At 37.9% G+C, this 13816-nt stretch carries 12 protein-coding genes; 11 read left to right on the forward strand and 1 reads right to left on the reverse strand.

Annotation, left to right across the window (positions count from 1 at the left end):
* Positions 1-7 precede the first annotated feature (7 nt).
* Genes FERPE_RS00530 through FERPE_RS00550 form a run of 5 tightly spaced genes read left to right on the forward strand, consistent with a single transcriptional unit; the run spans position 8 to position 6112 of the window.
* Complete coding sequence (locus tag FERPE_RS00530; RefSeq protein ID WP_014450736.1) at positions 8-1117, forward strand: capsular polysaccharide biosynthesis protein CapF; 1110 nt, start codon at positions 8-10, stop codon at positions 1115-1117.
* A gap of 6 nt (positions 1118-1123) precedes the next feature.
* A complete protein-coding gene (gene wecB, locus FERPE_RS00535) occupies positions 1124-2251 on the forward strand; it encodes a non-hydrolyzing UDP-N-acetylglucosamine 2-epimerase (protein ID WP_014450737.1) in 1128 nt (375 codons plus the stop codon).
* On the forward strand, positions 2251-3480 hold the full coding sequence (locus tag FERPE_RS00540; RefSeq protein WP_014450738.1) for a glycosyltransferase: 1230 nt from the start codon (positions 2251-2253) through the stop codon (positions 3478-3480). Before wecB ends, FERPE_RS00540 begins: the two co-directional genes overlap by 1 nt.
* Positions 3458-4891: an O-antigen polymerase gene (locus FERPE_RS00545; protein ID WP_155804069.1), complete on the forward strand. Its 1434-nt coding sequence runs from the start codon at positions 3458-3460 to the stop codon at positions 4889-4891. The genes FERPE_RS00540 and FERPE_RS00545 overlap by 23 nt, the downstream gene beginning before the upstream one ends.
* Before the next feature lie 15 nt (positions 4892-4906).
* Entirely contained in the window at positions 4907-6112 is a 1206-nt protein-coding gene (locus FERPE_RS00550; protein ID WP_014450740.1) for a glycosyltransferase family 4 protein, read from the forward strand.
* Positions 6113-6245: 133 nt separating this feature from the next.
* Here FERPE_RS00550 and FERPE_RS10520 read toward each other — a convergent pair whose 3' ends face one another.
* Positions 6246-6446 (reverse strand): IS1/IS1595 family N-terminal zinc-binding domain-containing protein, encoded by a 201-nt coding sequence (locus FERPE_RS10520; protein WP_245530417.1) that lies wholly within the window; start codon positions 6444-6446, stop codon positions 6246-6248.
* Between the two features lie 125 nt (positions 6447-6571).
* Here FERPE_RS10520 and FERPE_RS00555 point away from each other — a divergent pair, with 125 nt between their 5' ends.
* The 6 genes from FERPE_RS00555 (at position 6572) to FERPE_RS00580 (ending at position 13814) form a co-directional block, all read left to right on the forward strand.
* Positions 6572-7975: a polysaccharide deacetylase family protein gene (locus tag FERPE_RS00555; RefSeq protein ID WP_014450741.1), complete on the forward strand. Its 1404-nt coding sequence runs from the start codon at positions 6572-6574 to the stop codon at positions 7973-7975.
* Between the two features lie 361 nt (positions 7976-8336).
* The gene (locus FERPE_RS10170; RefSeq protein ID WP_014450742.1) at positions 8337-9260 is read left to right on the forward strand and encodes a glycosyltransferase family 2 protein; all 924 of its coding nucleotides are present in this window, start codon (positions 8337-8339) and stop codon (positions 9258-9260) included.
* Between the two features lie 857 nt (positions 9261-10117).
* Complete coding sequence (locus FERPE_RS00565; protein ID WP_014450743.1) at positions 10118-11185, forward strand: TDP-N-acetylfucosamine:lipid II N-acetylfucosaminyltransferase family protein; 1068 nt, start codon at positions 10118-10120, stop codon at positions 11183-11185.
* Positions 11186-11287: 102 nt separating this feature from the next.
* A complete protein-coding gene (gene rfbA, locus FERPE_RS00570; RefSeq protein ID WP_014450744.1) occupies positions 11288-12160 on the forward strand; it encodes a glucose-1-phosphate thymidylyltransferase RfbA in 873 nt (290 codons plus the stop codon).
* Positions 12157-13236, forward strand: a complete 1080-nt coding sequence (locus FERPE_RS00575) for a DegT/DnrJ/EryC1/StrS family aminotransferase (protein WP_014450745.1) — start codon at positions 12157-12159, stop codon at positions 13234-13236. The genes rfbA and FERPE_RS00575 overlap by 4 nt, the downstream gene beginning before the upstream one ends.
* Positions 13237-13238: 2 nt before the next feature.
* Entirely contained in the window at positions 13239-13814 is a 576-nt protein-coding gene (locus FERPE_RS00580) for an acyltransferase (protein WP_014450746.1), read from the forward strand.
* The last annotated feature ends 2 nt before the right edge of the window (positions 13815-13816 follow it).

A 13816-nucleotide genomic window follows, 5' to 3' on the forward strand; every position in this document is an offset into this window, starting at 1 on the left:
GATTGGAATGAAAATCCTCGTGACCGGTGCCAAGGGGTTTGTTGGGAAAAATCTTGTTGCACAACTTAAAAACCTTGGTTATAACGAAATTTATGAGTATGACAGGGAAGCTGAAGAAAAACTTCTATATGACTATACTAAAGAATGTGATTTCGTTTATCATTTAGCAGGTGTGAACAGACCTCAATCTGAGGAAGAATACATGGAGGGGAATTACGGATTTACAAGAAAACTCATAGAAGCTCTTATACAAAATGAGAACAGAGCTCCTATTCTCTATGCATCTTCCATTCAGGCAGAGCTCGATAATCCATACGGAAGAAGTAAGAAAGCTGCTGAAGACCTACTTTTTGAATTCGAAAAGAATCACGGCAATAAAGTCCTAGTGTATAGACTGCCAAATTTGTTTGGAAAATGGAGCAGGCCCAACTACAACAGTGTTGTTGCAACGTTTTGCTACAACATAGCCAATGATTTACCAATAGAAATAAGAGATCCCAACGTAGTTTTGAGGCTCGTATATATAGACGATGTGGTAGACGAATTTATCAGAGCAATGAACGGTCAAGAGACAAGAAAAGGTCAATTTTGTGAAATACCGAGGGCATATACAATAAGGCTCGGTGACTTGGCAGAGATGATTTACAGTTTTAAACAAGCTTGCGAAGACCTATCGGTTCCCAAATTATCTGATGAGTTCGTTAAAAAGCTCCATGCTACGTATTTATCGTACTTACCAAAGGATAAATTTGGATACAAGTTAAAAATGAACGTCGACCATAGAGGCTCCTTCACAGAGTTCCTAAAAACACCAGATAGGGGACAAATTTCTATAAATATCATAAAGCCTGGTATCGTAAAAGGTAACCACTGGCATAATACAAAAAACGAAAAATTTCTCGTAGTTAGTGGTAAAGGTGTTATTAGACTAAGAAGAGTAGATTCAAGCGAAGTTATCGAATACCATGTGTCAGGTGAGGAACTTCAGGTTGTTGACATACCACCAGGTTACACTCACAACATTGAGAACACGGGCGATGCAGATATGGTAGTTATAATCTGGGCAAATGAACCTTTTGATCCAAATAAGCCGGACACATACTACTTGGAGGTTTGAGCGATAATGAAAAAACTTAAAGTTATGACTGTTGTTGGAACTCGACCAGAAATAATTAGACTTTCCGAGGTGATTAAGAAACTTGACAGTTGCGAAGCTATAGAGCACATCTTTGTGCACACTGGTCAGAACTACGACTATGAACTAAACCAAATATTCTTTGAAGACTTGGGTCTAAGGAAGCCTGATTACTTCCTTGATGCCGCAACCGGTTCCCCGATTGAGACTATAGGGAACATACTTATCAAAATAGATCCCATTCTCAATGAAGTTAAGCCCGATGCTTTCCTTGTTTTAGGAGATACTAACAGCTGTCTTGCGGCAATAGCTGCTAAAAGAAGACGGATACCGATATTTCACATGGAAGCTGGAAATAGGTGTTTCGATCAAAGAGTCCCTGAGGAAACGAACAGAAGGATAGTTGATCATATCGCTGACATAAACCTTACATACAGTACCATTGCTCGGGAATACTTAATTAGAGAAGGCTTTCCACCAGACAGGGTAATAAAAACTGGCAGTCCGATGTACGAGGTAATACATGCCAACATGCAGAAGATACAAAATTCTGATATACTTGAACGCCTCGGACTTGAAAAAGATAAATACTTTGTAGTATCATCACATAGAGAAGAAAATGTTAACGATGAAAAAAACTTTTTTGATTTGGTAGAGAGCTTGAATGCGATCGCAGAGATTTATGGATTGCCGATTATAATGAGCACACATCCCAGAACAAGGAAAATGCTAGAAGCAAAGGGTATAACCTTTCATCCATTGATTAGAACACTTAAGCCTCTGAGTTTTAGTGATTACGTAAAGCTCCAGATGAATGCAAAAGCAGTCCTTAGCGATAGTGGTACGATAAGTGAAGAAGCGTCTATACTTGGACTAAAGGCTCTTAACATAAGACAAGCACACGAAAGACCTGAGGCAATGGAAGAAGCAGCAGTAATGATGGTTGGACTAAAAAAAGATAGAATACTCCAAGGACTCAAGGTTCTTGAAATGCAAGGAAACCGCCGAATGAGGATAGTAGATGATTACAACGTTCCAAATGTTTCTGATAAAATTGTTAGAATAATCCTTTCATATACCGACTACGTAAGGAGAGTCGTTTGGGGAGAGTACTGATGAGAGTCTTACAAATTAACTCGGTTTGTGGTGTTGGAAGCACTGGAAGAATAATGTTGCAGATTCATAACACTTTGAAAGAAAAGGGGCACGAAAGTTACATTGCATACGGACGTAAGCCAGTGAGAAATTGCGAAGAAGCTATAAGAATAGGCAATGACCTTGACGTGTACTTTCATGTTTTACTCACTCGAATGTTTGATTTGCATGGATTTGGTTCAAAGAAAGCAACAAAGGAATTTGTAAAAACTGTGGAGAAAATTAACCCAGACATAATACATCTGCATAACATACACGGGTACTACTTGCACATAGAGGTACTCTTTGACTTTCTAAAACGATATGATAAGCCCGTTGTTTGGACCTTGCATGACTGCTGGGCTTTCACAGGTCACTGTGCTTATTTTCTCTATGCAAGGTGTGATAAATGGAAGACAGGCTGTTATTCATGTCCAGAAAAGAAGGCATATCCCAAAAGTGTTTTTTTGGACAATTCTAAATCAAATTATCAACGAAAAAGAAAAATCTTTACTGGTGTTAGAAACATGACATTGGTAACACCATCTCAGTGGTTAGCAGGACTGGTCAAGGAATCCTTTTTGGCAGAGTACCCAGTAAAAGTAATTCCAAATGGTGTTGACGTGTCTATCTTCAAACCAACTCCGAGCGATTTCAGAAAGAGGTTTGGGTTGGCCAATAAGTTTGTGATACTCGGAGTTGCTAATGTATGGGATAGGAGAAAGGGTTTCGACTATTTCTTAGAATTGTCTAAATATCTATCCGATGACGAAGTTATCGTACTTGTTGGGGTATCAGATAAACAAATTAAAATGCTACCAAGAAACGTAATAGGTATAAAGAGAACCAGCTTAGCAAAAGAGCTTGCCGAAATTTATACAGCAGCAGATGTGTTTTTTAATCCCACGTTAGAAGACAATTATCCAACCGTAAATCTTGAAGCACAGGCGTGTGGAACATATGTAATAACCTTTGACTCTGGCGGTTCTAGTGAAACTATCGTTTCAGAGAAATCAGGGATGGCTATAAAACCTTGCAGCGCCAAATACATCTTGGATTTGGTAAAAAGCCTGAAGTCAATTGGTACAAAAGGTGTAATTATAGAGAGTTCGATGAGAAGTGTTATTTCTCACCAGTTTATGGTAAACTCATATATTGGCTTGTACGAAGAGTTATATTGTGAAGGGAATGAAAAAGTTGTTGGCGTCTAATTCTAGATGTACAAGAAGCGCACAGATTTATGACTCTAAAGTGTTATTTATAATTATTGCAATAATCGTTTCTTATACCGCTTACCTAACATTATTAACTCCCAAGCTCAATCCTGGGCTACACTGGGTAGCTATTCTTACCTTTTTGCTCAACGGCTCATTCTTTTTAATACAGTTAGCAACTATATCCCCGCTCGGATTTAGTCTCAAAGAGATATATTATTTGTTTATGGTAATTTTCATGTTCGTAGCACCGCTTATCCAATACATTTCTGGACAGTTTCCTTGGTGGGATACATACTTGTTAACAAATGAAAGAATTATTTATGCTAACATTCTCATTTTGCTCTTCACGGTGCTATTTGAGCTAACATATATAAAAACGAATGAACGTGCCAAAACATTTCTGGGAAAGATTTTCCAGAAGGAAATTAAACACCACAGGCTTTACATCTCTTGGTTGTTGATTGTCTCAGCTTTTTACTTTGCTTACCTGCTTCGGGAAGCTTCAACTATTGTTCTTTTGTTTTCCAGAGGTACCTATGGCGAAGTCTTCACAGATGTATCTCAGCCTGTTATGCTGATTTTGAACATTACCTTTGGCGGAATTTCGGTACATCTCTTAGCTTATGTTATTGCTACGGCAAGAAAGCGTGCGTCTATTAATCGCATACTTCTGGCTTTGGCGTCGTTACTGGTTATACTGGAAAATTTTCCAACAGGAAGAGCAAGATTTTGGACGGGGGCAGTTTACTTGGGAATTTTTATAGTTTGGAAAAGAACCTTTAAAAAGAAAAATTTGTTTAAAGTAATTTTTATAGTAAGTTTCATAATACTATTTCCACTTTTGAACCTTTTTAGAGCACAAGCCATTAACGAAGCACTTGGTTCGAACATCAAACCACCAACCATTCTTGAAACTATAACTACCGGTGATTTCGACGCCTATTCAATGTTTGTAAGAACCATAGCGGTAGTTCACGAGGAAGGACCAACAAATGGGAGACAACTCCTCGGCAATCTGCTTTTTTTCGTTCCCAGGTCTGTATGGCAGAATAAACCTGTGGGAAGTGGTCATGAAATAGCTCAAAGACTTGGGTGGAGCTTTACAAATGTGTCATGTCCGCTCGTGGGAGAGGCATACATTAACTTCGGGATTTTGGGAATACCATTGTTTGCGATTGCACTTGGCTATGTGACGAAAAAGTTAGATTCCTTATATTATGGCTCTATAGTTCGTTTTAGTAATAATGTGCTGGTGATAGAATTACTTTACCCTTTTTACATAGGATTCCTGTTTTTCATCCTTAGAGGGGATTTGCTCAGCTCATTAAGTTATACTATAGGTTTTTCGATACCAGTCTTTATTGAGGTTTTGTTGGAGCACATGCTATTCAAGTCCGTCTTGTAGAAGGAGGGAGAAAACGTGAGAATCGTACACGTGTGCCTTACAGGTCCGTACACCGATGGGCTCGGGTACCAAGAAAATCTTTTGACAAAATACCACAAGAAACTCGGACACGAAGTCATTATAATAGCCAATGATTGCAGGTGGTCAAAATCGGGAAAAATCGAATGTTCTAGTCTTGAAGAGACTTACATAAACGAGAATGGAATCCCAGTCTACAGATTGACGCCAGTGTTCGGAGCTTTTGGAAGGAGATTAGGACTCTATCATGGCTTTCTTAAGCTTCTTAGAGAGCTTGATCCCGATGTGGTATTTTTTCACGGTCCTCAGTCTCTCGCCCTGTTAAAGGTCGTAAAGTACAAGAAGAGACATAAATCAGAAGTGGTTCTTCTGGTTGATAGCCATGCGGACTTCTGGAACAGTGCTAGGAATTTCATTTCTAAAAACATCCTGCACAAAGGTCTGTGGCGAATAGTTGTCAAAACAGTGGAACCTTATGTCGAAAAGTTCTATTGTGTCGCTCCACAATGTTGCGATTTCTTAAGACAGGTGTATAGGATAGCCGACTCAAGGATCGAACTTTTGGTAATGGGCGCAGACGACGAAAAAATAATCTTGGACCAGGATAAGCGCGGAAAAATCAGAAAGCAAATTCGTGAAAAACTTAAAATTAAGGAATCTGAGTTTCTGATAATTACTGGTGGCAAGATCGACAAGCAAAGACGCCAAACGCTTTCACTAATGAAAGTGGTAAGAAACTTTCGAGAAGCCCCCCTGAAAATGGTAATCTTTGGTACTATTGCTGAAGAGCTAAGTGAAGAATTCATGAGCCTTCTTGATGCCGACAAGATTATATATCTTGGCTGGCTGAGCCAGGAGCAAATCTATGAGTACTTAATTGCATCGGATCTTGCAGTCTACCCAGGAAGTTTTTCTGTGTTATGGCAACATACGGTCGCCTTAGGCATTCCTTCAGTCTTTAAATACTTCCCTGGTCAAGAGTACCTCGATTTGGGAGGTAACTGCTTATTTCTATACGATGACTCTGAGGAAGAGATGTATAAAGTTCTCAAAAGGGTAGTAACGGATGAAACACTCTACGGAAGAATGAAGGAAGTTGCTCTTAAAGAGGGACACAAGGTCTTCACGTACGGCGAGATTGCTAAAAAGTCCTTGGAACCAGTCAAGGCAACCTCTGTGATTCACAGTGCTAAACAATGGTAAGTAAGAAAGCAGAAAGCGGAATAGAATCATACACGACAGTGCTGAGGGCAGTGTTGACTTGTAGTGATGAAAGAGTGTAATTGCGAGATGGTGCGATTGATATTACCGTTGTTGGTTTGCCAAAGATTCTTCACTACACAAAGACCTTAGACTTACTACAAGAAGGACATATGGGATAAGGGAAAGGGAAGTTTTTGGGTTTGTGAGAATGGGAAAGTTTGAAAGAATGATGGCAGAGTTTGCAAAGGAATTGTTGGTTACCGTATTTGTCATGACCGTTTTTGTATAAGCTGGTGGAACCGCATTTGGGACAGGAGAGTGTTGAGTTGTTCATCATGGGGAACCTGCTTTGTCAAGTTGTTTGGGGGGTGTCCCCTCTTTAAAGGATAATGCGGTTTTTGGAAAGTTTCAATACTTTTAGTTAACATTATCTCCTTTTATGCAGGAGGTGGCAATTCTGTGGAAAAGTTAAAAATACTCGCACCGAGAAAGTACAAGCCTGAAATTGGATATATTTCAAGTGTTCTTTTCTTCGAGTTCTTAGGGCTGAATTTTGAGCTGTTGGAAGGCGAAGGTGATGAAATAGTAATTACTTTAAGTCATTCCAATAAGATACTGAAAATTAAAACTGTTTTGTTTTCTATTCCAGAAAAAGAATGGTGTAGCTTTGATAGTTTGCCTAAATTACCACTGGAACGATGGGATGTAAAAAGTGATTTGCCAGAAGCTGTGGTATGTGATGACTATATACCTGTTATCTACGGTCAAAAGCTCCAGAATGGAAAATATATTCAACAAGATAACGAAGGTATAACTTTAGGATTAGACATATTTGGCTCGACATTTTTTATGCTAACACGCTATGAGGAATACGTAAACAAAGCAACTGACATGTATGGGCGTTTTCCAGCAAGTGAATCGTTAGCATTAAAAGAAGGATTTCTTCTGAGACCTATTGTCAATGAGTACGTTGAAATCCTTTGGGCCGTTATAAGAAGATTGTGGCCAGGTTTGAAAAGAAACGAGAGAACGTACAGAGTAATACCAACTCATGATATAGACCGTCCGACAGTTGCTTATAAATTTCGTTGGAAAAGAGTTATTAGAGGATGCATTGGTGACATTGTAAAAAGGAAGAGTGTGAAGACCGTATTGAAAAGAGTTCTAGCAAAGCTTGGAAGATTAGAACTGGATCCTGCCTACACGTTTGACTTTATAACGAAGACAAGCGAAAAAAGGGGAGTTGTTTCCGAGTTTTATTTTATGACAGGTCATACAGACCCTAAGTTTGATACGTTTTACGATTTCGACAGCGAACATGTTGAAGAGGCATTGAAAATGATCTATGCGCGTGGTCATAGAATAGGTTTACATGCAAGCTTTGGTGCGTACAAAGATTTGAAGAAGTTAAAAATGGAATTTGAAAAGTTAATTTTGAAAATGAAAGAACTTGGAATTAAACAGAGTAGCATTGGAAACAGACAACATTACCTGAGGTTTGAAGTACCAACAACTTGGCGCATTCTGGACCAGGTGGGTGTTGATTATGATAGTACAATGACCTATGCTCAACATGTTGGTTTCAGAACAGGTACTTGCTACGAATATACGGTATATGATTTGGAACAAAGGGAACCACTTAAGATAAAAGAAAGGCCACTAATGGTTATGGATGGTACATTATTTGCAGAAAATTACATGAACTTAGATTACGAGGATGCTTTGAACTATATCGAAATTTTGGCAAAACGTGTTAAAATGTTTAATGGTAACTTTGTTTTGTTATGGCACAATACGATGCTGTTAACAGATGGCCAAAAACGATTCTACGAAAAAGTGTTAGACACAATAACTACTGTGTGATGGAAGCATTGTAAAAGGGTTGTAGCGATGAATGAAACCAGTAATGAAACTTTGAGTTGGAAAAAGCCTATAACTTATGGAATTTTAGATTCATACTGATTGTTTTTGCTGTTAGCCAGTATTATTTGACTAGGAAAGCGGAAGAGTTTAAAGGAATCAGGAACAGGTGTGACATGTTCTGCTATATTGAAAAGTGCTCTACCTTTGGTGGCAAAATTTCTGAAATGGTGTTTTGTGTATACAGACAGCTCCTTTTGTAAACGTGCGTTTAGTGTGTTCCATATTTAAATAGCACTGCGATTTTGGAAAGTTTCAATACCCTTTTAGGTAACACTATCGAAACTGCAAAGGAGGATTGCGAGTGAACAAAATAGATTTGTCAATAATAATTCCGCATTACAACTCTCCCAAAACGTTACGTAAATTATTGGAGAGTATACCTGTCTTAGATAGCTTAGAGGTAATCGTCGTTGATGACAAAAGCGATAAATACACGGAAGAGCTCAGAGAAATAAGAAGCGACAAACGCTTCGAACACGTTTTGTTTCTAAGTAATGATACCGAAATAAAAGGGGCGGGAAAATGCAGAAATATAGGCCTAAGCCTTGCAAAAGGAAAATGGGTTTTATTTGCAGACTCCGATGATTTCTTTGTTGAAGGTTTTTACGACATCGTTTCAAAGTATTTTGATACTGACTATGATGTTATCTTTTTCACACCTACTAGTGTGTATTTGGAAACAGGTGCTAAAGCTAAGAGACATCTAACTTACGAGAAGTTAATCGATAATTTCCTCAACAAAGGCGAAGATTCTGAACTATTCCTGAGGTTTTATTTTAAGACCCCCACATCGAAGATAATTAATAGGCAGTTTTTGATAGAAAATGACATAAAATTTTCTGAGGTTATTGTATGTAATGATGATTTTTTCTCTGTAAAAGTCGGGCTTGCAATGAGGAAATTTACAGCAACGAAAGAGACCATTTATTGCATAACAGATCATGAAAATTCACTATCCAAAAAGAAGGATAGAATGTATTTTTGGTGTTGTTTCAATGAGGTTTTAAAGATTAATGAGTACGCAAAAAATAAACTTTCACCGAGTGATTTTAAAAAGGTTGAAATTTGTGTAGTGGAACTCTTGTACGCAAGCTTAAGGAAATACTCTATCAGTTTGTCGGATGTACTAAAAGCGTACATGGAACTAAAAAAGCATAGGATGCCTTTTTTGTCAACACGCTTAGTCAAAATGTTTATTCAAAGATTCGTTCTAAAGCGCAAATAAAGACTAAACACAGACTGGATTGCAAGAGTGCTTTACGAAATTTGATAAAGTAAGGCTTAGTTTGAGAATTAATAAGCCCAGATGTCTGTAATCACTGTTCAAAATAGAAGCCTCTTTAAAAGTAAAGTCGAACAATTGGTAAGAAACTACTTTTCTAGAGTGCGTGTATTTTATTTATTGCTTATACTGACTTCCCAAATGATGAGATGGAGAGGAAAAAGTTCTTTAACCAAAAGAGATAACGTGGAGTACAAAAGGGGAGATTAAGTTCATAGCTGTATTGCTTCGATAAGAGCTAAAGAACATTTAACGTGGATTTATTCGCGTTGTCAGAATTTAAGTGGGTAAACTGGAAGTACTCTATTACTGGAGATGGAGAAAAAAGAGAGTTTTAAAGGAGAAGTATCTGGGCATTGATAGTAAAGTAACATTCCATAGTATGAAACCAAGAGAAGAGACGTTATAACACATGCGGGAATCTGATGCTTTTCTCATGGTTAGCGCTTCGGAAACTTTTAGATTGGCTTATTTAGAGGATGTGGCAAAGGGAAATAGAGTGGTAAGCTCAAAAGGTCGGGGAATAGATGTGGGTAGTAGATAACGGTTGGAAATGAATTTCTGGCAAACAATTTCTGAACTGACAGAAAATTGCTGCAGAGAATTATTTGAGGAACATAAGATAGTTAAGATAGTTAGATGTTTCCGGATACAAGTTTAGTACAACATTTTTAACTCTTACGCCGTAATAAAGATTAGTGTTCTAATGATAAGTATATAATAATAAGTATATATAGATACAGGTACTTATACTTAGAAGATACGCTTCGAAGTGCTTTGAGCAGTGTTGAGGTGAGACCATGTACGTCCATATCTTTAACAATACCAATCACAAATTTTCAGAGCCCTTTTTCGATTTCATTGAGCGTAATTTTGACATACGTGAACATCTCTTTTTGATAGTAGGTGATTATTCGATAAACGAATATCGAGAAAGAGAAAATTTGGTTGTACTTCCGAATTTAAAGAAAGAGTTTGGAAGATTTCTCAAGATTTTGAAATCATCCAAAAAGATATTCTTACATCAGTTGTTCTTTTCTTTGAGAATCCTTCTTTTCCTTAACTTCCAAAGGAAAATTTTGGAAAAGACGTATTGGGTTTTGTGGGGAGGTGACTTGTATTTCTATATTCAAAACAGAGGTAACCTTGCTGTCAGACTAAAGGATTTCGTTCGAAAGAGGTTCATTAGAAACATAAGGGGCATAGTAACATTTGTAAGAGGTGACTATGAGTTAGTAAAGCAACATTACAAAACTAAAGCTAATTACTACTATGCATTTTATCCAAATCCAGTTGATTACAAATATTTAGATACTCTTTTAGAGACGGTAAATAAAGATAAAGGAAAAATAGTTGTTTTAGTTGGAAACTCCGCTGATCCATCTAACAAACATATTGAGGTATTCGAGAAATTAGAAAAATTCAAAGCCAACGGAATAAAGGTGATTTGCCCTCTTTCATATGGAGGAAAGGTGGAATATACTGAAAAGCTCATAAGAGAAGGAAGCAGAATTTTTGGAGAAAATTTTGAACCGTTAACAGACTTTTTAAAACCAGAAGAGTACGGAAAAATTCTGAAAGATGTTGATGTTGCGGTGTTCAATCATGATAGACAACAGGGGTTGGGAAACATACTGGCGCTATTATACATAGGAAAAAAGGTCTATATAAAAAGCACGGTAACGACATGGAAAATGTTTGAGGAAAAAGGTGTAAAAGTTTTCGATACTTGCAACTTAGGGGAAGAGAATTTTGAATCCTTTTTTGGCATGAGTGATGAAGACAGAAAGCACAATCACGAGATTATAAAAAGCGAGTTCTCAGAAGAAAAATGCGTTTATTATTGGAAAAAGCTTTTCGAAGACTAAAGTAGATTAATATTCTAAGCAGAAGGGCTAAACAAAGTGAAGACAAGAGCTCTTCAGCGCTTTCTAACTACCTAGTGAACCTTGTCAAACGAGGTGATTAGCATGAAAGGCATAGTTCTCGCTGGTGGTTCAGGTACAAGGTTTTATCCAGCAACGATAGCTGTCAACAAACAACTGTTGCCTCTATACGATAAACCACTTATATACTATCCTCTGTCTGTTTTAATGCTCGCTGGCATCAGAGAAATTCTCGTTATTTCCAGCCCAGAATATTTGCCACTCTATCAAAAACTACTCGGAGATGGCTCTCATCTTGGTGTGCAGTTTGAATATCAAGTCCAGGCAAAACCAAGAGGGATAGCCGATGCGTTTATCGTTGGTGAAGAGTTCATAGCAAAAGACAATGTCTGCCTTGTGCTAGGAGATAATGTCTTTTTTGGGCAAGGTTTTTCTCCGATTTTGCAAGAAGCAGCTAAGCTAAAAGAAGGTGCGATAATCTTTGCTTATCCAGTGAAAAATCCAAGAGATTTTGGAGTTGTTGAGTTTGATGGAAATTTCAATGCGATAACCATAGAGGAAAAGCCAGAAAAGCCAAAGTCGAACTATGCAGTGCCTGGGTTGTATTTTTACGATAACAGAGTGGTTGAAATAGCCAAAAGTATAAAGCCATCTTGGAGAGGAGAACTTGAGATTACAGATGTGAATAAAGAATATCTTAAGATGGGGAAATTAAAGGTAATACCGCTTGGTAGGGGTTTTGCATGGCTTGATACAGGAACACCGGAAAGCTTTTTGGAAGCTGCGAATTTCGTCGCAACGATACAAAAACGCCAGGGATTTTACATCGCATGTTTGGAAGAGATTGCTTACAGGATGGGGTTTATTTCAAAAGAACAACTATTAGAACTTGGCAAGAAGATGGAGAAAACAGAATACGGAAAATATTTGATTGAGATAGCTGGTGAGGAGAAATGATAAACGTAACCAGAAGCATGATGCCGGATTTTGAGAAATATCAAGAGAAAATCAAAAAGCTCTGGGAGACACGGTGGTTGACGAATAATGGTGATTATTTGGTCGAACTTGAAAGGCGACTATCTGAAAGGTTTGACACTCAATGTGTGATAGTTTCAAATGGAACGCTTGCACTCTTGATAGCAATTGAACTTTTTGATTTCCCGAAAGGTTCCGAGATAATCGTTACTCCGTTCACATTTGCAGCGACTGTTGAGGCGATAATCTGGCAAGGTTACAAACCGGTATTTGCAGATATTGATCCAGAAACATTTAATATATCTCCAGAAGAGATAGAAAAGCGCATAACAGAGAAAACAGTTGCGATAATGCCTGTTCATGTGTTTGGTAATCCTTGCAACGTAGAGGAAATTCAGGATATTGCTGAAAAGCATAATCTAAGAGTAATCTACGATGCAGCACATTGTTTTGATGTTTTTTATGAAGGAAAGTCTGTATACAAATTTGGAGATATTTCAGTTGCAAGTTTTCATGCGACAAAAGTATTTCATACAATAGAAGGAGGGGCTATCTTTTCGGATAATTCAGAACTGATAGAAAAAGCCAGACGACTGAGAAACTTTGGATTTAACCAAAAAGTTGAAATTGTAGACGTCGGGATAAATGCAAAAATGAACGAATTTCAAGCAGCGATGGGGTTATTGAATCTTGAGATTGTCGATGAAGAAATCGAAAAGAGGAAAAGAGTCTTCGAAAAATACAGAGAGCTTCTCGGTGATGTAGTTGATTACCAAAAGCTGAGTGAAAGACTCACCAAGTACAACTATATTTATATGCCTGTACTGTTTGCAGATGAGAAAACAAGAGATAATGTTTTTGAAGAACTCAGGGCTAATAGCTACAACACGAGGAAGTACTTCTATCCATCTTTAAATAGCATATTTTCAAGGCAGAGCTGTCCAAACTCAGAGAGTGTGTCATCGAGGATATTGCACTTACCATTGTACGGCGACTTAGAGGACGAGCATATTGAGAATGTATGTATCATAATAAAGAGAATAGTAGGAGGGAAATGACAATGTCGATCAAAACTTCCTTTTACACAAGAGAGGAACTCGAAGAGATAGGATTCTCCAAGATAGGGGAAAATGTGTTAATAAGTCGGAAAGCCTCGATATACACGCCGGAGCTTATAGAAATAGGTGATAACGTAAGAATCGACGACTTCTGCATTATTTCAGGTAAGATAAGGATTGGTAGCTATGTACATATAGCAGCTGGTTGCTATCTTTTTGCGGGAGAATACGGGATAGAGATGGAAGATTTTTCTGGATTATCAAGTCGTGTGGTGATATATGCAGTGACTGATGACTATACAGGGAAATACCTTACAAATCCGACTGTTCCAAGTGAATACAGAAATGTGATCGGTGGGAAAGTGCGCTTGGGTAAACACGTTATTGTTGGAACAGGTGCAACAATATTACCAGGAGTAACAATAGGCGAAGGTGCAGCAATTGGTGCAATGAGTTTGGTTACTAAGGATATACAGCTTTGGAAGATAGCAGTAGGAATACCAGCAAAAGAGATTAAGGAAAGAGATAGGAGTCTTTTGCAACTTGAAGAGCAGCTGAAATCTGGTGGAGGGAAATGATA

It is taken from the genome of Fervidobacterium pennivorans DSM 9078 (assembly GCF_000235405.2).
GTDB lineage: Bacteria > Thermotogota > Thermotogae > Thermotogales > Fervidobacteriaceae > Fervidobacterium > Fervidobacterium pennivorans.